The 24,777-nt window shown below is 43.7% G+C and carries 29 protein-coding genes; 13 read left to right on the top strand and 16 right to left on the bottom strand.

All coding sequences use genetic code 11. The features are described from left to right. Nucleotides 1-22 precede the first annotated feature (22 nt). The 5 genes from dcm (at nucleotide 23) to NSQ43_RS03180 (ending at nucleotide 4,506) form a co-directional block, all read left to right on the top strand. Complete coding sequence (gene dcm, locus NSQ43_RS03200) at nucleotides 23-1,282, top strand: DNA (cytosine-5-)-methyltransferase (protein ID WP_339252952.1); 1,260 nt, start codon at nucleotides 23-25, stop codon at nucleotides 1,280-1,282. Between the two features lie 72 nt (nucleotides 1,283-1,354). Further along, nucleotides 1,355-2,737: a Sau3AI family type II restriction endonuclease gene (locus tag NSQ43_RS03195; RefSeq protein WP_339252950.1), complete on the top strand. Its 1,383-nt coding sequence runs from the start codon at nucleotides 1,355-1,357 to the stop codon at nucleotides 2,735-2,737. Nucleotides 2,738-2,788: 51 nt separating this feature from the next. Next, the gene (locus NSQ43_RS03190) at nucleotides 2,789-3,580 is read left to right on the top strand and encodes a BglII/BstYI family type II restriction endonuclease (protein WP_339252948.1); all 792 of its coding nucleotides are present in this window, start codon (nucleotides 2,789-2,791) and stop codon (nucleotides 3,578-3,580) included. Between the two features lie 96 nt (nucleotides 3,581-3,676). Next, entirely contained in the window at nucleotides 3,677-3,823 is a 147-nt protein-coding gene (locus NSQ43_RS03185) for a hypothetical protein (RefSeq protein ID WP_339252946.1), read from the top strand. Nucleotides 3,824-3,954: 131 nt separating this feature from the next. Next, nucleotides 3,955-4,506 (top strand): Uma2 family endonuclease, encoded by a 552-nt coding sequence (locus NSQ43_RS03180; RefSeq protein WP_339252944.1) that lies wholly within the window; start codon nucleotides 3,955-3,957, stop codon nucleotides 4,504-4,506. Nucleotides 4,507-4,593: 87 nt separating this feature from the next. Here NSQ43_RS03180 and NSQ43_RS03175 read toward each other — a convergent pair whose 3' ends face one another. Continuing rightward, complete coding sequence (locus tag NSQ43_RS03175) at nucleotides 4,594-4,848, bottom strand: hypothetical protein (RefSeq protein WP_339252942.1); 255 nt, start codon at nucleotides 4,846-4,848, stop codon at nucleotides 4,594-4,596. A gap of 822 nt (nucleotides 4,849-5,670) precedes the next feature. Here NSQ43_RS03175 and NSQ43_RS03170 point away from each other — a divergent pair. After that, on the top strand, nucleotides 5,671-6,156 hold the full coding sequence (locus NSQ43_RS03170) for a hypothetical protein (RefSeq protein WP_339252940.1): 486 nt from the start codon (nucleotides 5,671-5,673) through the stop codon (nucleotides 6,154-6,156). A 70-nt stretch (nucleotides 6,157-6,226) separates the two neighbouring features. Next, on the top strand, nucleotides 6,227-7,417 hold the full coding sequence (locus NSQ43_RS03165; protein WP_339252938.1) for a M14 family metallopeptidase: 1,191 nt from the start codon (nucleotides 6,227-6,229) through the stop codon (nucleotides 7,415-7,417). A gap of 199 nt (nucleotides 7,418-7,616) precedes the next feature. Here the strand turns inward: NSQ43_RS03165 and NSQ43_RS03160 are convergent, their stop codons facing one another. Beyond that, complete coding sequence (locus NSQ43_RS03160) at nucleotides 7,617-8,468, bottom strand: arginine deiminase family protein (RefSeq protein ID WP_339252936.1); 852 nt, start codon at nucleotides 8,466-8,468, stop codon at nucleotides 7,617-7,619. A 193-nt stretch (nucleotides 8,469-8,661) separates the two neighbouring features. On the opposite strand from NSQ43_RS03160, the gene NSQ43_RS03155 reads away from it, so the two are divergent. Both NSQ43_RS03155 and NSQ43_RS03150 read left to right on the top strand, forming a co-directional pair. Beyond that, a complete protein-coding gene (locus tag NSQ43_RS03155; protein ID WP_339252934.1) occupies nucleotides 8,662-9,117 on the top strand; it encodes a helix-turn-helix domain-containing protein in 456 nt (151 codons plus the stop codon). Between the two features lie 21 nt (nucleotides 9,118-9,138). Beyond that, nucleotides 9,139-9,726 (top strand): DUF4411 domain-containing protein, encoded by a 588-nt coding sequence (locus tag NSQ43_RS03150; protein WP_339252933.1) that lies wholly within the window; start codon nucleotides 9,139-9,141, stop codon nucleotides 9,724-9,726. 190 nt (nucleotides 9,727-9,916) lie between these two features. Here NSQ43_RS03150 and NSQ43_RS03145 read toward each other — a convergent pair whose 3' ends face one another. Then, nucleotides 9,917-11,248, bottom strand: coding sequence for a D-serine ammonia-lyase (locus NSQ43_RS03145; RefSeq protein WP_339252931.1), 1,332 nt, complete (start codon nucleotides 11,246-11,248; stop codon nucleotides 9,917-9,919). A 177-nt stretch (nucleotides 11,249-11,425) separates the two neighbouring features. Between NSQ43_RS03145 and NSQ43_RS03140 the strand changes: the two genes are divergently transcribed. Further along, on the top strand, nucleotides 11,426-11,818 hold the full coding sequence (locus NSQ43_RS03140) for a hypothetical protein (RefSeq protein WP_339252929.1): 393 nt from the start codon (nucleotides 11,426-11,428) through the stop codon (nucleotides 11,816-11,818). 261 nt (nucleotides 11,819-12,079) lie between these two features. On the opposite strand, the gene kynA is transcribed toward NSQ43_RS03140, so the two are convergent. The 10 genes from kynA to NSQ43_RS03090 all read right to left on the bottom strand — a co-directional run bounded on the left by kynA (nucleotide 12,080) and on the right by NSQ43_RS03090 (nucleotide 20,288). Beyond that, on the bottom strand, nucleotides 12,080-12,973 hold the full coding sequence (gene kynA / locus NSQ43_RS03135; RefSeq protein ID WP_339254772.1) for a tryptophan 2,3-dioxygenase: 894 nt from the start codon (nucleotides 12,971-12,973) through the stop codon (nucleotides 12,080-12,082). Continuing rightward, on the bottom strand, nucleotides 12,895-13,527 hold the full coding sequence (gene kynB / locus NSQ43_RS03130; RefSeq protein WP_339252927.1) for an arylformamidase: 633 nt from the start codon (nucleotides 13,525-13,527) through the stop codon (nucleotides 12,895-12,897). Before kynB ends, kynA begins: the two co-directional genes overlap by 79 nt. Next, nucleotides 13,524-14,795, bottom strand: coding sequence for a kynureninase (gene kynU, locus NSQ43_RS03125; RefSeq protein WP_339252925.1), 1,272 nt, complete (start codon nucleotides 14,793-14,795; stop codon nucleotides 13,524-13,526). Before kynU ends, kynB begins: the two co-directional genes overlap by 4 nt. Beyond that, complete coding sequence (locus NSQ43_RS03120; RefSeq protein ID WP_339252923.1) at nucleotides 14,792-15,415, bottom strand: hypothetical protein; 624 nt, start codon at nucleotides 15,413-15,415, stop codon at nucleotides 14,792-14,794. The genes kynU and NSQ43_RS03120 overlap by 4 nt, the downstream gene beginning before the upstream one ends. 29 nt (nucleotides 15,416-15,444) lie before the next feature. Next, the gene (locus tag NSQ43_RS03115) at nucleotides 15,445-16,050 is read right to left on the bottom strand and encodes a response regulator transcription factor (RefSeq protein WP_339252921.1); all 606 of its coding nucleotides are present in this window, start codon (nucleotides 16,048-16,050) and stop codon (nucleotides 15,445-15,447) included. Then, nucleotides 16,047-17,180 carry a sensor histidine kinase gene (locus NSQ43_RS03110; RefSeq protein WP_339254770.1) on the bottom strand — a complete coding sequence of 378 codons (1,134 nt, stop codon included), beginning with the start codon at nucleotides 17,178-17,180 and terminating at the stop codon, nucleotides 16,047-16,049. Before NSQ43_RS03110 ends, NSQ43_RS03115 begins: the two co-directional genes overlap by 4 nt. A 76-nt stretch (nucleotides 17,181-17,256) precedes the next feature. Continuing rightward, the gene (locus tag NSQ43_RS03105) at nucleotides 17,257-18,318 is read right to left on the bottom strand and encodes a fatty acid desaturase (protein WP_339252920.1); all 1,062 of its coding nucleotides are present in this window, start codon (nucleotides 18,316-18,318) and stop codon (nucleotides 17,257-17,259) included. Nucleotides 18,319-18,496: 178 nt separating this feature from the next. Beyond that, nucleotides 18,497-19,237 carry a 3-oxoacyl-ACP reductase FabG gene (fabG, locus tag NSQ43_RS03100; RefSeq protein ID WP_339252918.1) on the bottom strand — a complete coding sequence of 247 codons (741 nt, stop codon included), beginning with the start codon at nucleotides 19,235-19,237 and terminating at the stop codon, nucleotides 18,497-18,499. Between the two features lie 74 nt (nucleotides 19,238-19,311). Next, complete coding sequence (ytxJ, locus tag NSQ43_RS03095) at nucleotides 19,312-19,638, bottom strand: bacillithiol system redox-active protein YtxJ (protein ID WP_339252916.1); 327 nt, start codon at nucleotides 19,636-19,638, stop codon at nucleotides 19,312-19,314. 74 nt (nucleotides 19,639-19,712) lie between these two features. After that, nucleotides 19,713-20,288 carry a glycerol-3-phosphate acyltransferase gene (locus tag NSQ43_RS03090; RefSeq protein WP_339252914.1) on the bottom strand — a complete coding sequence of 192 codons (576 nt, stop codon included), beginning with the start codon at nucleotides 20,286-20,288 and terminating at the stop codon, nucleotides 19,713-19,715. Nucleotides 20,289-20,383: 95 nt separating this feature from the next. On the opposite strand from NSQ43_RS03090, the gene NSQ43_RS03085 reads away from it, so the two are divergent. Further along, nucleotides 20,384-21,040: a phosphatase PAP2 family protein gene (locus tag NSQ43_RS03085; protein ID WP_339252912.1), complete on the top strand. Its 657-nt coding sequence runs from the start codon at nucleotides 20,384-20,386 to the stop codon at nucleotides 21,038-21,040. A 14-nt stretch (nucleotides 21,041-21,054) separates the two neighbouring features. Here the strand turns inward: NSQ43_RS03085 and NSQ43_RS03080 are convergent, their stop codons facing one another. Further along, nucleotides 21,055-21,606, bottom strand: a complete 552-nt coding sequence (locus tag NSQ43_RS03080) for a hypothetical protein (protein WP_339252910.1) — start codon at nucleotides 21,604-21,606, stop codon at nucleotides 21,055-21,057. 78 nt (nucleotides 21,607-21,684) lie between these two features. Between NSQ43_RS03080 and NSQ43_RS03075 the strand changes: the two genes are divergently transcribed. Then, on the top strand, nucleotides 21,685-22,011 hold the full coding sequence (locus NSQ43_RS03075; protein WP_339252908.1) for an MGMT family protein: 327 nt from the start codon (nucleotides 21,685-21,687) through the stop codon (nucleotides 22,009-22,011). On the opposite strand, the gene NSQ43_RS03070 is transcribed toward NSQ43_RS03075, so the two are convergent. Continuing rightward, entirely contained in the window at nucleotides 22,004-22,225 is a 222-nt protein-coding gene (locus tag NSQ43_RS03070; RefSeq protein WP_339252906.1) for a transcriptional regulator, read from the bottom strand. The two genes, NSQ43_RS03075 and NSQ43_RS03070, sit on opposite strands and share 8 nt — an antisense overlap. A gap of 82 nt (nucleotides 22,226-22,307) precedes the next feature. Between NSQ43_RS03070 and mscL the strand changes: the two genes are divergently transcribed. Then, nucleotides 22,308-22,688, top strand: coding sequence for a large conductance mechanosensitive channel protein MscL (mscL, locus tag NSQ43_RS03065; protein ID WP_339252904.1), 381 nt, complete (start codon nucleotides 22,308-22,310; stop codon nucleotides 22,686-22,688). Nucleotides 22,689-22,799: 111 nt separating this feature from the next. Here the strand turns inward: mscL and NSQ43_RS03060 are convergent, their stop codons facing one another. Beyond that, nucleotides 22,800-24,740: a DUF2207 domain-containing protein gene (locus NSQ43_RS03060; RefSeq protein WP_339252902.1), complete on the bottom strand. Its 1,941-nt coding sequence runs from the start codon at nucleotides 24,738-24,740 to the stop codon at nucleotides 22,800-22,802. Between the last annotated feature and the right edge of the window lie 37 nt (nucleotides 24,741-24,777).

Genomic DNA, 24,777 nt, shown 5'->3' with positions numbered 1-24,777 from the left:
ATGACCGAAAGGGTGTTCGAAAATGTCTGACAGCAACAGTCTAAAGGTAATTGAATTATTCGCTGGCGTCGGTGGATTTCGTCAAGGATTAGAACAAGCTAACCCCCGCCTTTTCGATGTCTTATGGGGTAATCAATGGGAGCCTTCCCGTAAAGCCCAAGATGCTTTTGAATGTTATGCACGCAACTTCCAAAAAGGAACTCATAGCAACGAAGATATAGCAACAGTGTCTGATGATACATTCGAAGAAATTGGACCTGACATGATAGTCGGAGGGTTTCCATGTCAGGATTACTCTGTAGCACGCACCCTGTCAGGAGAACAAGGTATCCGTGGCAAAAAAGGTGTGCTATTTTGGGAAATCAAAAGAATAATTAAAAGCACCCTCCCTAAGTATGTTTTGCTCGAAAACGTAGATAGATTGCTTAAATCCCCTTCTTCTCAACGAGGCCGAGACTTCGCAGTCATGCTCGCAACGTTCCGTGACCTGGGCTACAGTGTGGAATGGCGTGTGATAAACGCGGCTGAATACGGCTTTGCCCAAAGAAGAAGAAGGGTTTTCATATTTGCATATAAAAACAATATTTCTTTTGAGGAAAGTCAGCGGGAACTGGATGATTACGATATAGTATTTGAAAAGGGCTTCTTCGCCAAGTCATTCCCTGTCGAAAAGGAACCTTACAAGAACCGGATTGAAAGGGATCTCCTCCCTGAGGATATTGTCAAAATCTCAGATGAGTATTCTTTAAACTTCCATACTGCAGGAATCATGCGGAATGGCGGGATTTACACAGCACATGTTGATCCAATAATGAAGAAACCTACTCCCCTGAAGGACATCCTCATTGACGAAAACATGGTTGAGGAGAAATTCTACCTCACGACTGAGGTAGAAGAGAAGTTCAAATATCTTCGTGGACCAAAAAAGATTGAGCGTACATCTGCGGATGGCCATAAGTATACGTTCTCTGAAGGCGGTATGTCACCGACCGATGAGCTGGACAAGCCGGGCAGGACAATGTTGACGAGTGAAGGATCAATCAATCGTAGCACCCATATTGTTGAAGTTAATGGTCGAAAACGATTCTTAACCCCTTTAGAATGCGAAAGACTGAATGGGTTTCCTGATAACTGGACAGCAGGAATGTCGGATAGAATGAGATATTTCTGTATGGGAAATGCATTGGTTGTAAACCTCATTGAAATAATGGGAAAACGAATCGAGGAAATCGAAAAAGCGAGCGAACCAACTGACGTTCAATTGGAATTTACTTTAAGCTGATACTTAGGTATCGGCTTTTTTTTATTCATTTATGATAGGATAATGGTAACGACTGGAAAGGAGGAATGTCTTTTGCATTATAAAAGTGAGGAAGAATTAATGTATAAGGCGCGACAGGCTGAAGGACGTACATTTGGGGATATCGATCAAAGCGGTAGAATAAAAAACGAAAGATCTAAGGGCCAATTGGGGCAGATAATTGAGGAAAGTTTTTTTGGCTATCAAGTGAATTCTGTAAGTGAAGCAGATTTTGCAGATCTGGGCATAGAATTGAAAGTGACCCCCGTCAGGAAGAATAAGAACGGTACACTTTCAGCTAAAGAAAGATTGGTTCTCAATATTATCAATTATATGGATGAGGTTAACACCACATTCGATACATCAAGCTTTTGGAATAAGAATAAGGAGTTACTCTTAATGTTCTATGAGTGGCTACCCGAAATAAAAAGAGCCGATTACAGGATCATCAAGTCATATTTACATAAATACACCGAAGAAGACTTGGAAATTATTAAACAGGACTGGCAGTTAATCAACGATAAAATAAAGGCAGGGCTTGCCCACGAACTTTCCGAAGCAGACACGAATTACCTGGCCGCAAGTACCAAAGGGGCTAACAAGGGGTCGTTGAGGGAACAGCCATATAACAGCATTTCAGCAATGCAACGTGCATATTCACTGAAGCAGAGCTATATGACAGCCTTAATCCGGAAGATAATTTCTCAGGAAGACCTTGTGCGAATCACTTCTCCCGCGGAACTTAAGAAGAAAACGTTACTTGAAATTCTTAATGAAAAGTTTCAACCGTATATAGGAAAACCGTTAGATGAAATAGCGGCTATGACTGAAATCGAAGTTAATCATAAAGCCAAGAGTTTCCTTCAACTTTTTGTCAGCAGTCTTTTGGGTATCAAAGGCACGAAACTTGAACAGGTCGAGGAATTTGCTAAAGCAAATATTCAACTTAAAACTGTTCGATTGGAACCGAATGGTTTTCCGAAAGAGCATATGTCGTTCAGAAATATCGACTTCAACGAATGGGCAAATGACGATTGGGAAGATAGCTGGCTGAAAGAATACTTTTCTGAAACAAAGCTTCTTTTTGTCGTCTTTAAATACAGGGAAACAGAAAAGGAAAACCCGAAAAGAAAACTATATTTCGAAGGAATTACATTGTGGAATATGCCTATGTCTGAAATTGATGGCCGGCTTAAAGACTTTTGGAAGCATGTACAAAATTTGATTCGCCAAGGAATCGAACTTGAACCTGTGCAACAAAAGACTAGGGTAATTGTAAACAACAATCTTCCAAAACCTAAGTCTAATGGTCTGTGCCATATTCGACCGAAAGCAAGGGATGGTAGTGATCAGGTTTCGTTGCCCGACGGCCGGAAGATTACTAAACAGGCTTTTTGGTTGGATAGTGAATACATTGCTGGATTAGTTCAGGATTAGATGGTTATTGGAGACTATAAGAAAATAAGGTTTAAGGGGTTGTAAAATTTAATGATAAAAATCGACCCTTCAGATATGAAGGAATGGAAGAAACGAAAAAGCTCACGTTTTTTTATCGCTGATGAAATATACCATCGAAATGCAGAATTATTTTTAAAAAGCTTTCCTAATATAAAATCTGACATTGTTCATGCTTTTTCACAAGAGTTGCATAAGATTGAACATAAAGTATCGAAGTCACCCAAAAAGAAAACAGGTAAAATCGAATACTTTAAACGTGTTACTGCCCGATCCATTAATTCTTCTTTGAAAGATAGCCTCAAAAGTATACATTCAATTAAATTTGAAGTCGAATATAGGGAAGGAGTCTTATTCGACTCTCCACAAACTGGCGGTTTTGATTTTGCAGTTTTTGATGAGGAGAAAAACATTGTGAATTTCAGGAACTATTGTTTTGGAAGAAAACCAGTACATAATGGACACATTGAATGGGAAAATGAATTAAACAAGAGGGCTGATTGGAATGAAATTGCGGATCGCTTAAACCTGCCCAATACGAAAATGATTGGAACTGATATTGCCCATTTAAAAGCATCCCCCACTGTCATTGGTGAAATTCAACTGGGGAATTGGTCACTTGCTTATTATGACATGTTCAAAGTTCTTCATTTAGATAACTTGGCAGACTTGGATTTATTAATTTATGTTACTCCAACCGGGAACCTAAATCACTATTTAAGTGACGGGATTGTAAACTATTCACTTATGCAAAATATCTTGAATAAATACAGTAGCATTCTTAAAGTTCCAATATGGTTGATAGGCATTGATGTAGAAGAATGAAATTACACTAAGTCTAAGCTTCCCATCTATATTAGACATAAATTGTTCCGTATTGGATACGCTAACTATATATTTTATAGGGAGTGATCTTAATTGATGCCAGACCGCGAACCACTTGCACAGTTGAATGATGAGCAGATGAAGGCTTTGACTGCCTTGGAAAAAGATTTAGGCGTGACGTTGGTTGCTTATGAAAGTTTGTTTGATGATTCGAAGGATCAGATTGTCGAATCGGATGTTTGAGTGTAGATAAGTTATATTTAGTAAAGGATAGATGTAGGCGGAGTTATTCTGCTTGCATCTATCCTTTTTCATTTTATTTCATAAAGAAAATCCTATTGCTATAATGGAGAAAATCATAGGAGGAGATCCAGATGATACCGATTGATTCAAAGCAACGTTTTACAATCACGGACATAGAACGTAGGGACGGTCGCTGGGAGTTGATAGATGGAGTTCCGTATAATATGACGCCTGCCCCATCTACTGCACACCGGCGGATTGTTGGTGAATTGTTTTTTGCCTTGCGTACACATTTTGGAAATAACAGTGCTTCAGTATTTGTTGCTCCTTATAATGTACAGCTTGATGAAAATGATATGTATACTGTCGTACAACCGGATATTTCTGTTTTCTGCAATAAGCAGAACCTTCATCCAAACAGAGCGATTGGTGCCGCTGATTTGGTCGTAGAAGTTTTGTCCCCTTTAACTGCGCTGAAGGATCGCAGGGAAAAATTCACGTTATTTGAACGATCGAAAGTAAAGGAGTACTGGATTGCCGACCCGTTAAATTATACGATTGAGGTGTATGGCCTTTCGGACTGTCGATATACCAAACGTCGGGTGTTTGGTGTGGATCATACGCTACATTCTTTTATTTTTTCTGAGCTGTCGATTGAGATGAATAGCATTTTACAAGGCTAATTGGCGGGCTATCTTCGGGTAGTCCCTATTTTTTGAAAGTATGTCTTCAATCGAGAGAAGCGGGGAAACTTCCACTTCTCTGAACTATTATTCACTGCAGAACCATTCATTCAAGGTTTTGCTGACCTGTATTTCGCTTGCTTCCCCGTATTCAATCAGGCAGTACGCTTCGACCAAGCCGCTGATTCTGCCATCGAGGTAACTAACAAGTTCCACTTGCGGCTTCCATTCACTCCAATGTTTCAATTGAGCGCACTCGTCGTACGTTTCCAATACCTCTTGCTCTTTCAGTAATTCATCATGAGTCTTTTGCGCCAACATCTTCAAGTGTCCTTTCGTCAATTCAAGCCCCTCCGTTTTTCGAATTCCGTCACTTACAGTTTCCGCAGGAAAGTATTTATTCTTATCTTTCTTTCTTTCTTACTTTCTTTAATAGATGTTACCTCTCTGTTAGTACTCTGTTGGCTGCCTGTTACCTCGTATGTTGGCTCGTCCCCGTTTACCTGATAAAACGCATATTTCTCAATGGTTATTAGCCACTCTTTCATTGTTAATTCGTCTGTTAGAAAATCCGTTTTTCTTAAAATGCCTCATACTGCTTGTCCTACAGTTCCCTATTCAATTTCAGCCATCCTTTCTCCATCTCCATTCCTCCTGTTCATGATTGATCCTCTCACTATATATATAGACTTGAATAGGGGGAAAGGATACTTTGTGTTAAAATAACTAAAATCGGCTTTCGACAAGGCTGTACCACATCCGAGCAATTTTGTGTAGAGGAGGCAATACTTTGAGCAGATTCCCTAAGACAACAGGACTTTTATTTTTGGTTTTCAACTTCTGCTTTATATGGGTCTCTATCAAGATATCCTATATTTTCATTTCGCTAAGCAGGCTTGATGAAAGTAAAGGATATATGCTAACTGAGGAAGAGGAGTTTAACCTTTTTCTTGTTATTAGTATCCCAATTTCATTAATACAAATTCTTTTTTTGCTCTTTCTTAATAAGTATTTCAGAAAAAGATCTTATAAAAAGTCATCAATCATCGTGAACTTATTGGCACATCTTCTTCTACTTTTATGGTTTGTTTTCAATGTATATAAGTTTACAATTATTTATAGTTAACAAAAGTATCGAATCCACTTTCTTGAAAGGACACAAATATGAAAAATACGACAGTGAGTTGGAGTTTAGTTGCAATTTTAGGCATAACTTCTTTGTTATTATGGGCTTACTCCTCTGAATTAAAAAATAAGGTAATTCATCTTGATTTTTATAATAATTTAACTTATCTTTCTGGGACCAGTAAGGAGATAGTCCGTTATGAACAAATATTGGCATATGAAAAATCATATATAACAGATGAGCAGGTTGATATAGAAAGGTTCAAGAAAATTAATGTTGATTCTCTTGAATCCGGAGCCTTGTTTCCGATGGACTTCAATGATGATGACGTTACAGGGATGAATAGCCTTACAAACGAAATGAATTTATCGATTCTTCTTTTCAAGAAAGCTTCAACAACCGAAGAAAGAGAAAAGCATGTAAAAGAACTTGAAAGTTCATTACATAAATATAAAGAAAGATTTTATCAACTTGCGGAGAAAATGGGATACTGCTCTGATGATAACAATAGTTTTTGTCCTTAATGTTTGCCAAGTATTACTTCCCTATTCTTATCTCATATACTGGCATGAGTTATGAAAAAGGAGGAATGGTGTGAACATTACCGTGCGACCGGGGGATTCGCTCTGGTATTATAGCCAGTTGTTTAGGGTGCCGCTTCAATTGATCATAGATTCGAATCGTGATGCAAATTCGCAGGTTCTTTCGGTGGGGCAACGGATTCGGATTCCGGGATATGTGGCGTTTGAGGTGCAGGTTGCTCAGGGAGATTCGTTGTGGTTGATCGCGCAGCGAAGGAATGTCCCTCTTGAGGCGATTTTTCTTGTGAATCCGATGCTCGACCCGAACCGCCTTCGAGTCGGGCAGACGATCCGTGTCCCATTGCGCATTACATGGAGGCTTGTCAACGGGAAGCAGACGTATAGCTATGAGACGATGGTGAATGACTTGAGAAGGCTTCAATCTGTGTATCCCTTCTTACTAAACACTTCAATCGGAAATTCGGTTCTTGGGAAGAGCATTCCTGAGATTCGGATTGGAACGGGTACGAAACGGGTTCATTACAATGCTTCCTTCCATGCGAATGAATGGATTACAACGCCTGTCGTCATGACCTTCCTCAATGACTATCTGCTTTCTGTTACGAATCAAACCCCGATTCGCGGTTTGGATATGTTCTCATTGTACCGACAATCTAATTTGTCTATTGTTCCGATGGTGAATCCCGACGGCGTCACACTTGTGCAGCAAGGGCCGCCAGCGATCGAGCCGTGGAGAACGAGGGTTGTGCAATGGAATAATGGGAGCACGGATTTCTCGGGATGGAAGGCGAATATTCGCGGTGTCGATTTGAATGATCAGTTTCCGGCAAATTGGGATTTGGAGCGGGCACGTAATCCGAAAAGGCCGGGACCTCGTGATTATGGTGGAGAGCGGCCACTTTCGGAACCGGAAGCGATTGCAATGGCAGATTTGACGAAGGAAAGGGATTTTGCGTGGGTGCTTGCGTTCCATACGCAGGGCAGGGTCATTTATTGGGGATATCAAGGATTGGAACCGCCTTATTCAAGAATGATGGTCAATGAATTCAGTCGGGTTAGCGGATATGTGCCGGTTCAAACACTTGAAAGTTATGCGGGCTACAAAGATTGGTTTATTCAGGATTGGAGACGGCCAGGATTTACTGTCGAGTTAGGGTCTGGGATTAATCCGTTGCCGATTAGTCAGTTTGATGAGATTTATGAGGAGACGTTGGGGATTTTTCTTGCGGGATTGTATTTGTAGAGAAGATTGCTTGCGGAGCGGCGAGTTTATGCGGGATTGCAGCGGTTTATGCGTGATTGTGAGGATTTATGCGTATCTTGTCGGATTTATGAGGTTTTGAATGGATTTATGCGTTTTTGGGGAGTTTTATGCGTGAGTATTGGCAGTTATGCGGTTTTGGTATTCATTCCAATAAAAAAACCTCACGTCATGTGAGGTTTTACTCCCTTTCGAGGGGCATTGAACAGCATCTGAATGAGCCGCCGGATTTTATGATTTCGGAGAAGTCGACTTCGATGACTTCGAATCCGTTAGCGCGCATTGCAGTGTTGACGTTTATGTTTTGTGGGAGGCTAAATACTTTGCCGTCGCCAATTGACAATACATTTGTGCCCATTGTGAATTGCTCTTCGGGTGACACTTCGATGAGCTTGTATTTTTGTGATAGCATTTCCACCATGTCCGTGGGTAGGGCTTCGGGAAATACGAGGCCGACTTCGGGTGATAATATGTTAAATACACAGTCGAGGTGCAAGTATTTCTCATTGAACGGGACGCGAATAATGTCGTGATTTGGTAAATCCCGTTGCAAGTTGCGAACGGCTTGGTCGGATGTCCGGCTGCTGATGCCGACATATACTTTATCGCGATCGACGATGACGTCCCCGCCTTCGACCCGATCAGTCGTCGTTTGGTAATCGATGTCTTCGTCCTCAAGGAATTCCTCAAGCACTTCCTCTTCCCCTTTGCGAATGTCGCTCGCCATTTCTGCGACAAACACTTCATCGCCTACAGTGAAACCGATATCTCGAGTGAAGACCTGCTCGGGAAATTTTTCTGATGACGGAAGTTTGATCACTTCGACGCCGTGCTCTATGAGCAGCTGTTCAAATTCTCTATGTTGCTTCATCGCCAATTCTTTGTCGATATTTTCGTCTGCATATTTCTTTTGGGTGTCATTAATGACATCTTCAATCGCCATGAACCTTGGTTGGCATAAGATCACCCTTTTTAATGAGTCATATTCTGTATTTGCTTTGATTTTTGATTGATTTTCCACAGGGGAGCTCATGCTTTCATCCTCCAAATAAAAGTTACTCCCCGCAACTATTCCCTATTCCTTTTGAAGTAAACAAAAGAATTTATTCATGCGTTTGAAAGCGTGTTTTTTATATTAATCTGGTGTACACTAAATACAACAGTTTCCTTTGTTTCGTTTGTTTCCTTATTAACATGGAATAGTTATAAAAACGGAGGTGAAGTAGATGGAAAATATGTCAGACCCAGTTAGGGACTATAAATTACAAAAACCTGGCGACGAACAATATACCAGCCAGAATACAGAGGAATTTGTAAAACTAACTATGCTTCAGGAGGAGCTTGTTAGGGAAAAAAAGAGACTTTATCAGGTCCTCACCGAATCAGAAAAAAAAGATGCTTTTGAAATAATTAGTAAAAAGTATAATATCCCCGATCACATTACAGTTCGTGAAGCCTCTGAGATTCTCGAAATCTCACCTCAAATGGTGCGCAGGCACTGTACTGAAGGTAAAATTCGAAGTTACCAAACGCTGCAAGGTAGCGGGAAATGGAGAATAGAAGCAGAACAATTCATGAATTACCCAAATTGGGGGAAGTTCATTGAAAAGAGAGGAAGAATTAAGAAACAATCCGAAAATATTGCAAAAAAAATGCTCGATTACTTGGAGGATGAAGAGTAGGATACTGGGGGAAATGGGAGCGTGAAACAATACACTTTGGATACAAATGTATTTCGATACAAAACTAACCCAACTGGAGATCATGCCTTACGAAATTCTGCAAAGTCTTTTTGGAAGGGCACTTTAAGGGAAATTCAAAGCGGAGAGGCTGTTCTTCTTGTACCGGAGGAAGTTGTCCGCGAACTAAAAGTACAATCATTTACGTTAGCGGAGAAAGAAAAACGCAAAATAGCGGATCTTTTGGGGTTCTGTCAGGAAGTCTCTCCTAATCGATTATCTATAGAAATCGAACACAAAATTAGAGAATTGTCTGCATACGTCCGTTCTAATTTCAAATCAGACATTGGCCAGGACAAAATGGAATACGGCGGTATATCAGACTCAAGGATTCTATACACAGCCTACGACGAGGACAGTATTTTGGTTACTGCAAACGTAAAAGATTTCCTACTATATCCACTATTGTTTCCTCACAATGAAGAACGACTATTCGATATGAAAGAAAATAAGTTTGTTAGAATTCCTGAGCAAGGATATTACAAAATCCACTCAGACATAGGCTTTAAAAGCATGTTACAAAGCTTCTTTGAATTTGATAATGAGCAATAAGAAAATGCCCATCACATCGATTCACGGCGTTTTCTTATTGTTTATTGCCAAAATAGCCTGTCGGATAATGTAAAGGAAGAGGCGAACATTGTCACCTCTTCCTCTTTTAATTGTGAAATAAAACGAAATATTTCCCGAAATTCGTCAATTTCCCGGGAAATCTGTCATTATTTCCTGTCGTTTTTTCTGCTTATTTCCCTGATTCTTCGATTATTGTCTTGCCAATTCCATAATACAGTTCCATTTCCGTCTCAGGCACCATGCTGCCTCCAGTTGCCCAAACAAGGTGAGTTGCGGTTGAAGAATCTGCAAATGGAACTTGCCCTCGAATGGTTTGGATGGGCCCTGTCATTCCTGCGAGTGCGGATGGTTCGAGACGAATGTCTTCGGTGTCAGCAAGCATTGTTAGGAGCTCGAACATCGTGTCATCGGAAATTGTGTAGCAGCCTTCAAGTAACGGTTCGATTCTTTCGCCGACGAAACCTGACGGCGTGCCTACCGCGAGCCCATCCGCCGCGGTTTGATTGTCTAGACCGAAGTCCGCTACGGACACTTTGTCGTGCAAACCTGTCATCATGCCGATTGTCATGCAAGGGGAATGAGTTGGTTCAGCGAAGAAACAATGGACAGCATCGCCAAATTGGAGCTTTAGTCCAAATGCTACCCCTCCCGGTCCCCCGCCCACTCCGCATGGTAGATAGACGAAGAGCGGATGATCATTGTCGACTTTTCTTCCCTGTTCGCTTAACTGTGCCGCGACGCGTTCGCCCGCTACTGCGTATCCAAGGAATAGGTCGAGTGAATTTTCATCGTCTACAAAATGGCAAAGTTGATCGGCTTCGGCCTGACGTCTTCCTTCTTCAACGGCTTTACTGTAGTCATCCGCGTACTCAACGACCGTTACCCCTTTTTCACGTAATAGATCCTTCTTCCATTGCTTCGCGTCTGCGGACATATGGACGGTGACATCGAACCCTAACTTTGCACTCATGATTCCGATGCTTAACCCTAAATTCCCCGTCGATCCGACAGCTATTTTATGTTTTGCGAATAAATTACGGAATTCCGGTTCTGCAAATTTTGTATAATCCTCGTCCATTTTGATAAGTCCGTGTTCAACAGCAAGTGTTTCTGCATGTTTTAACACTTCATAGATGCCGCCACGTGCTTTGATGGAACCTGAAATCGGAAGCGAATTATCTTGTTTCAAGAGCAATTCCCCAGGGATTTGGGTGTCGTATTTTATTGAAAGTGATTGTTTCATAGAAGGGATTGGCGTTATTGGAGATTCAATGACCCCTTTTGAAGTTGTGGTTTCGGGAAATACTTTCTCGATATATGGTGCGAAACGTTTCAAACGATTGCTTGCATCTTCTACGTCACTTGCTGTAATGCCGGATTGGGCAATGCCCGCTGCGCTGTCCCCGTTCTTTGGATTTCTCCATAACACCTCTTTTCTTTCTGCAATTTCTGAGAGGAGTGGCAATTTTTCAATCCACTTTGTTTTCTCGGCTTCATTCACAATGATTTCCCCCTGTCTGAATGATTTGACTTCAGTATAGCATGCTCTATGGGAAGTCAGCACCGCTCTGCGGGAAGTCTCCGTCCCCGCTTTTGGTATCATCGCCCTCTGCACACACCCTCGTACTTTGATGTGAATATTCTAATACTAACAACGTCAATGATGGTGGTGATTTGCATGGAGAGTGCGGGGATTTTGGCAGGGCCAAATTTACGGCGGGTGGGTACGGGATCTGTTGCCGAATGCGCGGCAGTGGGCCGTCCTGTTGAGATGGACTCAGCCATTTATCGTCTTGACAATGTTTTTCCACTTCGCACCACTACGACTTCAAAAATAATGAAAGCAGGCCATCGTACGTTCATTTACCTGTTGCGGGTGCATGGGCAATTTCCAATGGATACGTTCGTTGGATACGATCTGCTTTTTCACAATGGGAAAAGAATCTATAATGCAGCTGACTTTGGCTTGAAAGCGAATATTCCCATTGAGGGACTCCCTCGCTCTACGTTTTTCATCCCCGCTTCAGCAGCTCCAACTTTTCAATATGCATCTTGTAGAAATTCTCATTGAAAGGGGATGATGCAGTCGTTGAAAGGGATGTACTTTTACGAGAGTACCCGTAACGTTTTAATGTTGGGGCAATGGGCCACAACGGTTCGAGGAGGGGTTCCCACAGTCGAGGAGAAGTTATTTCGACGGGTTCATTGCTGATTCAACTGCTTGAGCGTTATGTTTTAATATAAGATCTTTTGCATGATAATGAAAAAAGCTTCGCCGGATGAGTGAGCCCGGTGAAGCTTTTTGCGATTAATTAATAAACAACTCTTTCCCTCATAACTTCGTTCGTACATCCCATAGTTCCGGGAAGAATTGGTGGTCGAGTACGGATCTCAAATACTTTACGCCGGACGAGCCTCCAGTTCCCGTTTTCGAACCGATTATGCGCTCAACGGTTTTCATATGCCTGAAGCGCCATTGCTGGTGACTATCCTCGATATCGACAAGCTTTTCGGCAAGCTGGTACAAATCCCAATAGCGGTCAACGTCACGGTACACTTCAAGCCAAGCTGCCGCAACGGTCGGATCGCCTTGATATGTAATCGAGAAATTACGTGTCAGCAAATCCGGGTTGATCGGAAATCCTGCTCGACTTAGAGCTTGGATAGCGACATCATAAATTCCCGGTGATTCATACGCCGCTTTTAATTCGCGCGCAAGTTCTTGGTCCTTCTCGTAAATCTTTAAAATATGCGGTTGCTTATAGCCAAGCGCGAATTCGATCAGGCGATTCTGGTAGGATTGGAATCCTGATGCCCGGCCAAGGCTTTCGCGGAATTCCGTGTATTCGGCGGGTGTCAAAGTTGAAAGGACATCCCATGCCTGGATGATTTGCTCTTGAACCCTTGAAACACGTGCAAGCATTTTGAATGCCTCAGGAAGTTCATCCTTCTTGATTGCCGCGATTGCAGCATTTAGTTCATGCAAAATGAGCTTCATCCATAACTCTTTCACCTGATGGATGATGATGAACAGCATTTCATCATGATGGCCGGATAGGCGTTCCTGGCTCGAAAGGATTTTATCCAAACGCAAGTATTCGCCGTATGTCATTTTGTCTTTGAAGTCTGTATGAATCCCTTTTTCGCTCACGCTTCCCACCTCCGGACTACCGCGCGAACCGGGCTTCCGTCTCCGCCTTTGATAGGCAACGGCAACGCAATTAATTCATAATCACCGGGCTCGACTTCAGCAAGCACGATGTTTTCCAGAATGAGAACCCCGTTATCATGGAGCGAATGGTGTGCATCAAGCGTCTTGCTTGGCTCAGGGTCGACAGATGGCGTATCGATTCCGATGAGCCGCACCCCTCTTTCCTTCAATAAAGGACCGATGTCTGCACGCAAAACGGTATATGATTCCGGAAAAACATCTGCATCGGGTCTGCTTCCTGTTTTCAATAATATCCGCTCGGCACCTCCGAAATCGAGAGCCTCTAAATCTGAACGCCCCACGCTTTCGAGCCCCGTCACGTCGATGACTCTTGCCTTTCCGATGTAGACATCTATCGGCAGTTCATCCACTTTCAGGCCTTCATCGTCGTAGTGGAAAGGAGCGTCAATATGCGTCCCGGTATGCATGCTTGTCGTCATTTGGCCGATATTGACCGACCCCGTGAACGCTTTCAAAAACTTCACTTCATATTGGAACGGCGTGTCCCCAGGCCATTCCGCGATGCCGTTATGCAATGGCTGCGATATATCAATCCATTTCCCCGTCATGCGACGACCCCCCTTTTATTCTCAAACTTTTCATATCGTTTTTCATCCATGATGACTTTCAGTTTTTGAATCGTTTCCCAGACGTCTTCGAATGAATTATAAAGGGCTACGGGGGCAAGCCTGATTCCGTTTGGTGTTCGGAAGTCAGGGATGACGCCATCCACTTTCAGCGCTTTGCAAATTCGAGCCGCTTCTTCATGCTCAAGAAGGAGATGCCCACCACGAGTTTCGTCGATCGGATTACCAATTGTAAAGCCAAGGTCAGTGAGTTCCTGTTCAATTAATTCAAGCATATAAGCTGTTAATGCCAATGATTTCTCCCGAATCGCCGCTATGCCGACCTCCTCGAACATTTCAAGTGAGCCGATAACTGGTGCCAAGCTCAACACATGCGGCGTCCCGATCTGATAAGCGCCAGCGTCATCCGCAGGAACCATCTTGTGATCCATATCGAACTGCGACTCCTTTTTCGACCCGAACCAGCCAGATAGGCCAGGCGTTTTGCCGAAATGCTTTTCATGGATGAATAAACCACCGACGGAACCCGGCCCCCCATTCAAATGCTTATACGTGCACCAAAAAGCAAAATCCGTCCCCCAGTCATGGAGTTGGTGCTCGACAGCCCCGATTGAATGGCAAAGGTCGAAGCCGATCGGGATATTGCGTTCAATCGCCGCCTTCGTCAATTTTTCCATATCAAGCACTTGCCCGCTCCGGTAAAGGACAGCCGGCAAAACGATGAGTGCAACGTCCGGTGTCATCGCTTCAATAATGTCGTCTTCCTTTAGGTAGCGGCCGTCGCGGCTTTTCACACGGATCAGATGTTCATCCGGTTCATATCCTTTAAGCTGAAGCTGACTTTTGAGCGCATAAATATCAGAAGGAAAGTTCAATTCGTCTGCAAGGATTTTCGTTTTATTGCCTTCAGGCTTGTAAAATGTCGCGACAAGCTGATGGAGATTCGTTGTCGTCGAGCCCGTCGCAATTACCTCTCCTTTATTGCCGCCGACAAGCGGCGCCATTTTCTCCCCTACCTGTTCGGATAAATAGAACCACGGATGCTCCCCCTCCGTCCATCCGTCGATGCCAAGCGTCTTCCACGTGTGAAGCAGCTCATGCAATGTACGCTCCGCCCGTTTGGACAATAAACCAAGCGAGTTGCCGTCCATGTAAATGGAGTTTTCCGGAATGTAAAATTCGTTTCTATAAGGGGCAAGTTTGTCTTGCCGATCCCATTCCTGTGCTTGTGATAGTGTGTGAAGTGTCATACTGATCCCCCTTTTGTGTTCCTATGAAAAGCATAGCATACAGGGTGAGTGGTGGAAATCGGAATTTGTGGAGTTTTCAGGGTTTGGGAGGGGGGAGGTTTGGGCGCGGGGTTAAGCGCGGGGCTACTTTCTTGAGCGCGAAACCAAATTCTTGAGCGCGAAACCGAATTCTTGAGCGCTATACCGAATTCTTGAGCGCTAAACTGAATTCTTGAGCGCATAACCAACTTCTTGAGCGCATAACCGATTTCTTGAGCGCTATACCAATTTCTTGAGCGCATAACCAATTTCTTGAGCGCTAAACCAATTTCTTGAGCGCGGATTGCCTTTCTTGAGCGTTTGAGGGAGTTCTTGAGCGCGGATTGCCTTTCTTGAGCGCTTGGGGGAGTTCTTGAGCGGGGATTGCCTTTCTTGAGCGTTTGGGGGAGTTCTTGAGCGGGGATTGCCTTTCTTGAGCGTTTGGGGGAGTTCTTGAGCGCGGATTGCCTTTCTTGAGCGCTTGGGGGAGTTCTTGAGCGCGGATTGCCTTTCTTGAGCGCGGATTGCCTTTCTTGAGCGCTTGGGGGAGTTCTTGAGCGCGGTTTGGCTTTCTTGAGCGCGGATATCAAAAAAACAAGCAAAGGGTGTCCCCCTCGCCTGTCAAAGCTTCTTATTTAAACCAACCTTTTTCCTTAAATCTTGAAATCGCTTCGATTCGATTGCCGACTTCGAGTTTTTCAAGGATAGTCGATATATAATTCCGCACTGTACCAGGCGTCAAGTACAATTCCCCGGCAATTTCCTTCGTTGTCTTTCCCTCTGCCACGAGTCCTAATACTTGGCTTTCGCGGTCAGTGAGCGGGTTTTCGCTTGTCTCCTCGTACGCGATATCGACAAGTTCGGGCGCATAGATCCGGCGTCCGCCCTGGATGGCGTGGATGGAATTGACAAGCTCTTCAATCGGACTGTCTTTCAATAAATAGCCGCGCACCTTGGCCTTTCGCGCGCGTTCGAAATAGCCTGCCCGCGCAAATGTTGTCAGAATAATGATCTTGCAATCCATCTCCATGAGTTCTTCCGCCGCGTCCAATCCCGTCATCACCGGCATTTCGATATCCATGATGCATATATCAGGCTTATGTTCCTTCACAAGTTGGACGGCTTCCTCACCGTTACGCGCCATGCCGACGACTTCCATATCGTCCTCCATATTCAAAAGGGAACCGAGTGCCCCCAACATCATCCCCTGGTCCTCTGCAATGACGATTCGAATCACGATAATCCCTCCTCGACTTGATGTGTAATGACGATTGGCATCCGAATGGTCAATTTCGTACCCCCATCGTCTTCGATAACAAGTGATCCATTCACGAACTCAAGACGTTCCCTCATCCCTTTCAATCCTGCACCAGTTGCAAATGTTCTTCCCTGGATGCCTTTTCCGTTATCTTTGACAACAATAGAAACTTCATCGGCAGACTGCATGAACATCACTTCGCAAACAGTCGCATCGCTATGCTTCACAACATTCGTCACTGCCTCTTTCAAGCACATGCTTAAGACATTCTCCACATTGGACGGGATACTCGATACATTCGGATCGCCTTCAATCTTCAATTCGACTTCTGCAGCAGACAATATTTGCCTTATGCGCATCACTTCGTCAATCAGTTTTGTCGAACGCATATCTGCAACTAACTCCCGCACTTCCTTCAATGCTGTGCTCGCAGTCTGACGGATATCGGCCAATTCCTTCTCGGCCTCTTCAGGGTTTTTAAAGACTAACCTTTTCGCCAGATCGCTTTTCAAACCGATCATCGACAACTTTTGTCCAAGCGTGTCATGCAGATCCCTTGCAATCCGTTCGCGTTCCTCAATTAGCATTAATTCTGCAATACGATCATTCGCGGATTCCAGCTGATCTTCAAGCTTTTCGCGCTTGCTTCTGTTGTATAGATTGAACGGAAGAAGCGTCACGCCGATCACTGTAATAATGATGAAATGGACTTGTGGTAAAAACAAATCAATCTCAATGAAAAACCCTACTACGATTGCGCTGATTGTGAAGGCAATATGCAAACCATACATGATGAAAAAACCAACTGCCGAACGGATATTACCGATGAAAAAAGCCGTGAAAATTGACAGATAGACATATCCGAACAGCAACGTCATGATGATATTAATAACAATTTCAAAGCTGATCCACATATAAACAAGACCGCTTTTTGATTTAAATGAAAAGAAATAGGAAATGAAATAGAGGCCTAATAACCCGATTCCCACCGAAATTCCAACGGCCGACCATGATCTGAAAATGAAAAAGAAGGGCAATAGACAAAATACGACCCAAGCATAAATGCTCATCCAAGGATTTTTCGGAAAGATGCTATACCATTTTTGAATGATCGCCACCGCCTTTGTTTCATTGATTATACCAAAAAATTGAAACAGCCACCCATTCTGATAGGCGGCCGTTTCTTTATTTACCCTCAAAGCTCGTATGCTTCGGTTTTAATTCTTTCAAATCAATGTTCGGCGTTGCCCGTTTAACTGCTTTTTTCACTTCTTTGAACGTGATGAAGCGTTTATGTGCAGGATCATACAACTTGTAACGAAGCGATTCCAAGCTCGTTTTGATGTTTATCGTTGTCGCCATTTGAAGCGGTGGTGTCGATTCATGTGCAATCTCCAAATTGTAGTTCGGCACACGCGGCGCCAAGTGGTGGACATGATGGAAGCCGATGTTCCCTGTCGCCCATTGAAGAACTTTTGGTAATTTGTAATACGAACTGCCTTCCACCGCTGCTTTCACATAATCCCATTCGGACTCCTCTTCGAAATACGAGTCTTCGAATGTGTGTTGGATGTAAAACAGCCAAATGCCAAGAGCAGCTGCTACGAACATGATCGAACCTTGCACGATGAGGAATGCCTGCCAACCGACGAGCCAAATCATAAGTGCATAAAGTGCGACGAGAACGACATTCGTCAAATACGTATTGTTACGCTCTTTTTTACGCGCGTCTTTACGGTTGATCCTTCCAGTAATGAGTACTAAATATAATGGTCCGAGCCCGAACATGACAAACGGATTCCTATAGCATCTGTACATGAACCGTTCCCATTTCGATGCTTCCATATATTCATCCACCGTCATGACCCAAATATCGCCGACACCCCTCTTGTCGAGGTTCGAGCTTGTCGCATGATGGATGGAGTGCTCCCTTTTCCACTTCTCATATGGAAACAGCGTTAGAATCCCGGTAATCGTCCCTACAACGTCATTCGCTTTTTTATTTTTGAAGAACGAACCATGCGTGCAGTCGTGGAAAATGATAAATGTCCGAACGACGAAGCCCGCTGTGATGATCGCAATTCCGAACGTCAAAAAGATGGAAACCGATAGACTTTGATATGCCAAAAACCACAGGATGAAAATAGGCGGCACTGTGTTGATCAATTGGACTATACTCTTTTTCAGATCCGATTTGGCATAGGGCGCAACGTTTTTGTGTAACTGCTTAGTTTTTTCTTTACTCATGCATGAAAGCCTCCTCGAAATTATTCGTTATTATCATAATAAAGGGCTTTCAGGCATTGCAAAATAGATGAACGTCATGACTTTCAATATGATAAGTGTCATTTGTTGTGAAGAAATTCACATGAGGGTGTGACTCGAGAAAAATGAAAAATCCCCCTTTAATTAAGGAGGATTCCGTTCATTTCAACATTCCGCCATCAACCTCAAGAACCGTTCCGTTAATGAAGTCTGATGCATCCGAAGCAAGGAATAGATAGGCGTTTGCGATATCTTCCGGTCTGCCAAGGCGTGCGAAGGGAGTCATCTGTTTAATTTGCGTGATTATTTTTTCCGGCATTGTGCTGATCATATCCGTCTCGATGAACCCCGGAGCAACTGCATTCACGTTAATCCCTTTTCGCCCATATTCCTTTGCCCATGTCCTTGTCATGCCGATGACACCGGCTTTCGAAGCGGCGTAATTTGTCTGTCCGACATTTCCGCCGGTTCCTGCGATTGATGACGTGTTGATGATTTTTCCTTTTCCAGCAATAAGCATTGCCGGAAGGAAGGCTTGCGTGCAATTGAAGACACCTGTCAAATTCACATCGATAACTTGCTGAAAACTGTCCGCTTCCATCTTCAACAACATGGCATCGCGCGTAATCCCTGCATTGTTAATGAGCACATCGACTTTCCCGAAGTGAGCAAGCACTTTTTCAGCAGTTTCTCTCACCTGATTGCGTTTGGCAACATCCGTTTTGAAAAATGCCGCCTCAATCCCTTGAGCATGCATTTCACCAGCGAGCGCTTCCCCCGCTGTTTCGTTATAGTCAAGAATTGCAACCTGCGCACCCTTTTTGCCAAAAAGTTGCGCGGCAACAGCACCAATTCCAATAGCCCCGCCTGTAATAACGACCGTCTTTCCTTTCATATCCACTTACTTAACCCCCAATAATTGTTACCTCAAATTCACAAGAACTAACAGACATCCCATTGGAATGTCTGTCATGTTTATCCAACGTCTTCTACAGCTGACTTGATCTTCGATTGACTAATTGAGTAATGGTTTGCATGCCATACAGCCTTACCATCCTTTAAGAGAAAAAGCTGTGGGCTTTCGTGCCGGATGCCAAGGGAACTCGCGACTTCATTCGATAGAGGACGGCTCGTTTGGACGATTAGGTAATATTTTGGAATGTCCGTATCAAACCCCTCAAACGCCCTATACCCTGCCGCGCTAATCGAGCATGTCTGGCTATGTTTCAATAAAAAAACCGGTTCCTTTTTCGATTGATCGATTATAGAATGCCACTCAGCACTGGATTGGATTTTCTTCATGAGAACTCTCCTTCCAAAGACCTTTCATTTGAATGAAAGACCGTTTATTCCATTATAATCCACTGAAAAGGTGACTACAATTGATTCAATTGTCCTTTATTCCTTAAAAAATCGCTTATATGCGCAAATAATAGGACGGCTATCACGATGATGGAAAGCAAGGTTTCCGTCCAATCCCTTGTTAGTGCATACAAAAACAACGGTGACAAAGTCATTGAGCTCAATCCCGCCAATGTAAAACTTTTGAATATCGGATAAAGGACTAAAAATGCCCCGACAAAACATGCTACCACGAGTGGATTGAACGCCAACATACCGCCTATGAATGTTGACACGCCTAATCCGCCACGGAATTTATGTACAACCGGGTAGTTATGGCCTAACATGACAGCTATCAAAAACAGCAATTGCGGCCATCCTTCCATCCCCAGCCAGCCAGCAAGAAGGACGACAAGCGCCCCTTTTAGTGCATCCCCGATGAATGTCACGACGAATGCCTTCTTTCCAAACACTCTTCCCGCATTGCGCGCCCCAGGATTTCCACTGCCTTCTGAACGAATATTTTGCTTGAAGAAAAACTTCCCGACCACCGTTGCAGTTAAGAAATTACCTACTAAATATGCGCCAATCAGCAATAACACAACTTTCATACGTATCCCCCTCTCATTGCCATTTCAACAGTATGTAAGTTCATGCATCAGTCCTTCAGTTTTAGTATAATGATGCGAAGAAAGGATGTATGTAATTGAAAGAAAATTCATTGCGACCTTCCGCGGCAATTGCATTATGTATTTTATTCATCGGTGTCTTTGCCATAATTGTTACCGGCATCTTCCTAAATATAATGCCTATGTTTGACAGACCAATCATTGACTTAGTCCAGGGCTGGGAAGCACCTTGGCTGACGCCGATTATGAACGGATTCTCATTCATCGGCTCCACAAAAGTTGTCATGGTTCTCATTATCGCAGTGACAGCACTTTTATTCTGGAGCTTCCGCGCCCGTTCAAGCGCATATTTCTTTTTCTTTGCTACAGTCGGGACAGGCGCGTTGAACCAAGTATTGAAACTCGTTTTCAAACGGGAACGACCTGAATTTCATAGGATTGCAGAAGCTGTGGGCTATAGTTTTCCAAGTGGACATACAATGATGGCTTTCACTTTATTTGCAATGGCCGTCATTCTTCTATGGCGCCAGATCCGGATACGTGCAGGAAAGATTGCACTGTTGACATTCGCTATTTTCATGTTCGGAATGATTGCATTAAGCCGAATCTATTTGGGTGTCCATTACCCAAGTGATATTGCGGGAGGCATTGCTGCAAGCGCATTTTGGGTTGTCTTTACAGTTTTCGTCTTCGATACCTACCAAAGACGAAAAAAACAGAGCCTCGTCAATTAATGACGGGGCGCTTTTTAACTCTTGAACTTCTCCGCTTCCTCATCTGTAAGAACACGCGGTTCGAAACTTCCCACTTCGATGAATTCCACACCGTCCTCTACAATTACTTTGAAAACGTATGGATCACTTGTTTTTTCAGCCGATTGGAAATTCAATTCCCGTTTCTCAAAAAACTGCTCCAATTCTTTCTGAACCCAATAAGGGATTTCGCTTGGAGGAACAACCTCTTTTTTAGCTTTTTCTTCCTGCTCCTTCACCCATTCCTGCTCCGCCTCCGGATGCAATCTGAAATAAATCTTCTGAAGTAAATCTATTACTTCCCCGAATCCGATAATGAGCAATCCGTATAGGAAATGGGCTGCAACGACGCCGATAAAGCCGAATACTGCTGCCCCAAACCCGCCCGAGTATTGCCACTCTCCCCATTCATTCATATGACCGCCCATTTGCGACATCATCACCAATGTGACAATCCCCTGGATGACACCCCAACCCATGACGACGACACCAGCGACTTTAATCGCATAACCAATCAGACTTTGTTTGATGAATAAATTTTTCACCACGGCCATCCCTCCCATTTCAAATTTCTCTTTATATACTGTACGATTGAAGAAGTTGGATAGTTTCATAGGAGTGATGATATGTTACCATTTACAGAACGCGCCGTGAAAATCATTCAGGAAATTCCCTCGGGACGCGTCATGACATATGGACAAGTAGCAAGCGCCGCAGGAAATCCGCGTGGAGCGAGGCAAATTTCACGGATCCTTCATTCGATGAGCGCAAAATACGAGTTGCCATGGCATCGGATCATTAACGCTCAGGGTGGCATCTCAACACCGACCGATGGCGAGGAAAAAGGCGGATTACAACGCAGGTTGCTTGAGAGTGAAGGTGTGGAGTTCATGAGGAACGGGAAGGTGGATCTCACTATCTATCGGTGGTTCCCTGAGGAGGAATTTAGATGACCCATGATTCCCTGCTGATGATGCGTCTCACCGATAGCACACGGTCAATGGTGAAGGTCCGTTTTTCTCGTCTTAAATAGCAAAAAGCCTTGAATGAATCGTCACCAACTGATAAAATTCGAATGCGCCTTTTTGTGAATGCCCCGTCCGCACTCATATAGATCATTTCTGCCAAATCCCGGTGGTCGCATAGTTTACTTAATTCCTGTCGCATTGCATTCAGCTCCAATAAGAATGTTTGTTCTTATACTATGCGAATCAATACAATTTTAGACATTAGAAAGTTGGTAATAAGTATGTGGAAAGACTTCAAAGAATTTGCATTCAAAGGGAATGTACTTGACCTTGCAATCGCCGTCGTCATCGGTGGTGCATTCGGTAAAATCGTTTCCTCCCTCGTTGAAAATATTATCACTCCCCTCCTTGTCGCGTTAACAGGAAAAGTGGATGTGTCAAAACTTCACTTTGACCTTGGGGAAACAGAAATCACCTACGGACTCTTTTTACAATCGATCATTGATTTTCTAATCATCGCCTTCTCCATCTTCCTTTTCGTGCGACTTATGATGAAATTCAAACGGAAAGAAGAACCTGTGAAAGAGGAAACACCAGCTATCGATGCAAAAGAGGAATTATTGAAGGAAATTCGTGATTTATTGAAAGAAGAAAAGAAATGAATGAAAAACCGCTTCAGTCATTGGGTGACTGAAGCGGTTTTTTGTTGGTCGGTGTTGCTTTCCGCGAGTTATCGTCGTTTCGGGACCTTTGACTCGCTAAAATCCCACCGATTAATCCGCGCCGGCCCCTCCGCCGCCGCCATCTCCGCCACCGCCACCTCCACCGCTGTATCCACCGTAGTCGGATCCGCCACTTGAAGTTCCACCTTTACTAACGGCCAGCGAGGTTGGTCCCCAGGTCGAATAGGTGAAATAAAGTGGATCCACCTGCAAGGCGAATAATGGTGCCAATGGGTAGGCATCCGGGAGGCTGTCCCTGAATTTCGGAAGTCTTTTCTTTGATGGATTCAGCAAATATGCCCGTGCCATCCATCGGTCGATGTCTTCCGAATGTAGATGATGAGGGGGCTCTGCACTCAGTCTTAGTTTCATCTGAAACTTTGAAATGCTCATTTTTGTATAAAGCGCAGTGAACGACCTTGGAAGCGCCTTAGGAATGACAGCAAAAAGGATGGCCCCTGTAATAATTAGATGCAGATGCGCATCAGTGATATTCGCATCCGCCGTTTGTGCGCCTACAAAAAACAGACCGATAAACAATAGGACAGCTATCCATTTTTTACCCGGATTTACAACGTAAAAATAATACCCGAGACCAGCGACAATTACCGGAAATGCAATACCCCATCCCCCTGCCCCATCCGCATAAAATCCGAACATCATCAAAATCGTGATTAGAACGATGATCGCCGTCTTCAATATTTTAGAGAGCATCGTCGATAGCGCGCCCGCCTCAATCATGAGTCGAAGGACGTCCTCATGCCATGCCTCATGATTCACAACGAATTTATGCTGTTTCCGTGATTGCACGCGATCTTTTTTATCCACTTCAATTGAAGGACCTGCGATATCATGCAAATGGAATTTCCGATGGCCGGTTCTCCCCCTGAATAACCAAGTGATCAAATACTGTTCATGTGGCAATAAATTCTTCATCTGTTGTCCTGACTGAAGACGAAATACGAGTGTCTTTTCAGGTGCGCCACTCTTACCATGGAACCTTGATGCAGATTCGTCCATTTCCGCTGTTACGACACCCTTTTCAACGAGTGAGAATAAGCCTGACAAGAAGCTCTTCCGGTTGAACTTTCCGTTTTGATCAACAAGAGACAAGTACATCGGATCTGTCCGCAATACAAGATTCGTACTGCCGAATGGTGTGATAATTCGCTGTCTAAGAAGGACTAGTAAAATGATGAACACTATGAATAAAACGCGCAATCCATCTGCAGCTGTAATTACGGATGGAATGTTGGACCATCTCGTTTCCTTTTTAGCTATCAAATCTTTTTCCCGCTGGATTGCATCGATTAAAGGAAGCGGCGCAGCATACTTGCTCTGTCCGGTCATAATGGACGATGGGAAAAAAACACGGGTTCCCGTTTCTGTGTATGCAGCAGATTTTGGTGTAGTAAACGAAATCCCATTGCGGTAAACCTTACTCACCTGGCCTTCACGATCGTGAATAAATCCATGGACATTGTCGTCCCCAACATCGCCCGGCAGTACATAGTCAATGCTTATATTATTAAGGTCGTCCTCGTGATTAAAGCCATCCTCAAAAAAGGTCACCGCCAAATCACTATATGTATCATACGATTTCACCGCATTCAGCATCCTATAGACGTACAGGACGGAAATGGTTTCATTCTCAGCTTGTACAGAAGTCGAATAGGTGCCCCCTTTCGCCGAAACTTCTGCTTGCGTTAGGGTCGATCCGTCAATTTCACCTACGATCGGGTGTGAATTGTTAATCACATACGCTTCGAATCCGCGAATCTGGCTCAAATGCTCTTCCGGGAATGAACGCGTCAATCTTGAAAATGAACCGTCAAATGTATAAGTGAACACCTCATTGACCAACATCTCCCCATCCGGCTGCACCCATCCTTTGATCTGTACGCGGTCAATTGTGAATGACTTTGCGTGTGCGGTTGCAGGCGGGAACAAGACTAACAACATTACCATGATGAAACCCAATAGATTCTTCATCGTAAACACCTCCCTTTTGGTTGTCTTACGACAGATT

It is taken from the genome of Sporosarcina sp. FSL W8-0480 (genome assembly GCF_037963765.1).
GTDB lineage: Bacteria > Bacillota > Bacilli > Bacillales_A > Planococcaceae > Sporosarcina.
The sequence above is the reverse complement of the archived record's forward strand: the minus strand, read 5'-3'. Positions and strand labels throughout refer to the sequence as shown.

Coding starts and splice junctions, on each gene's coding strand:
- NSQ43_RS03155 (WP_339252934.1), top strand. CDS start 8,662: ATGGAAAATATGTCAGACCCAGTTAGGGACTATAAATTACAAAAACCT.
- kynB (WP_339252927.1), bottom strand. CDS start 13,527: ATGACGGGGAAATGGATTGATATATCGCAGCCATTGCATAACGGCATC.
- NSQ43_RS03140 (WP_339252929.1), top strand. CDS start 11,426: ATGGAGAGTGCGGGGATTTTGGCAGGGCCAAATTTACGGCGGGTGGGT.
- NSQ43_RS03105 (WP_339252920.1), bottom strand. CDS start 18,318: ATGAGTAAAGAAAAAACTAAGCAGTTACACAAAAACGTTGCGCCCTAT.
- ytxJ (WP_339252916.1), bottom strand. CDS start 19,638: ATGAAGAAAATCCAATCCAGTGCTGAGTGGCATTCTATAATCGATCAA.
- NSQ43_RS03070 (WP_339252906.1), bottom strand. CDS start 22,225: ATGCGACAGGAATTAAGTAAACTATGCGACCACCGGGATTTGGCAGAA.
- NSQ43_RS03185 (WP_339252946.1), top strand. CDS start 3,677: ATGCCAGACCGCGAACCACTTGCACAGTTGAATGATGAGCAGATGAAG.
- NSQ43_RS03180 (WP_339252944.1), top strand. CDS start 3,955: ATGATACCGATTGATTCAAAGCAACGTTTTACAATCACGGACATAGAA.
- NSQ43_RS03060 (WP_339252902.1), bottom strand. CDS start 24,740: ATGAAGAATCTATTGGGTTTCATCATGGTAATGTTGTTAGTCTTGTTC.
- NSQ43_RS03090 (WP_339252914.1), bottom strand. CDS start 20,288: ATGAAAGTTGTGTTATTGCTGATTGGCGCATATTTAGTAGGTAATTTC.
- NSQ43_RS03075 (WP_339252908.1), top strand. CDS start 21,685: ATGTTACCATTTACAGAACGCGCCGTGAAAATCATTCAGGAAATTCCC.
- kynU (WP_339252925.1), bottom strand. CDS start 14,795: ATGACACTTCACACACTATCACAAGCACAGGAATGGGATCGGCAAGAC.
- mscL (WP_339252904.1), top strand. CDS start 22,308: ATGTGGAAAGACTTCAAAGAATTTGCATTCAAAGGGAATGTACTTGAC.
- NSQ43_RS03170 (WP_339252940.1), top strand. CDS start 5,671: ATGAAAAATACGACAGTGAGTTGGAGTTTAGTTGCAATTTTAGGCATA.
- dcm (WP_339252952.1), top strand. CDS start 23: ATGTCTGACAGCAACAGTCTAAAGGTAATTGAATTATTCGCTGGCGTC.
- NSQ43_RS03160 (WP_339252936.1), bottom strand. CDS start 8,468: ATGAGCTCCCCTGTGGAAAATCAATCAAAAATCAAAGCAAATACAGAA.
- NSQ43_RS03190 (WP_339252948.1), top strand. CDS start 2,789: ATGATAAAAATCGACCCTTCAGATATGAAGGAATGGAAGAAACGAAAA.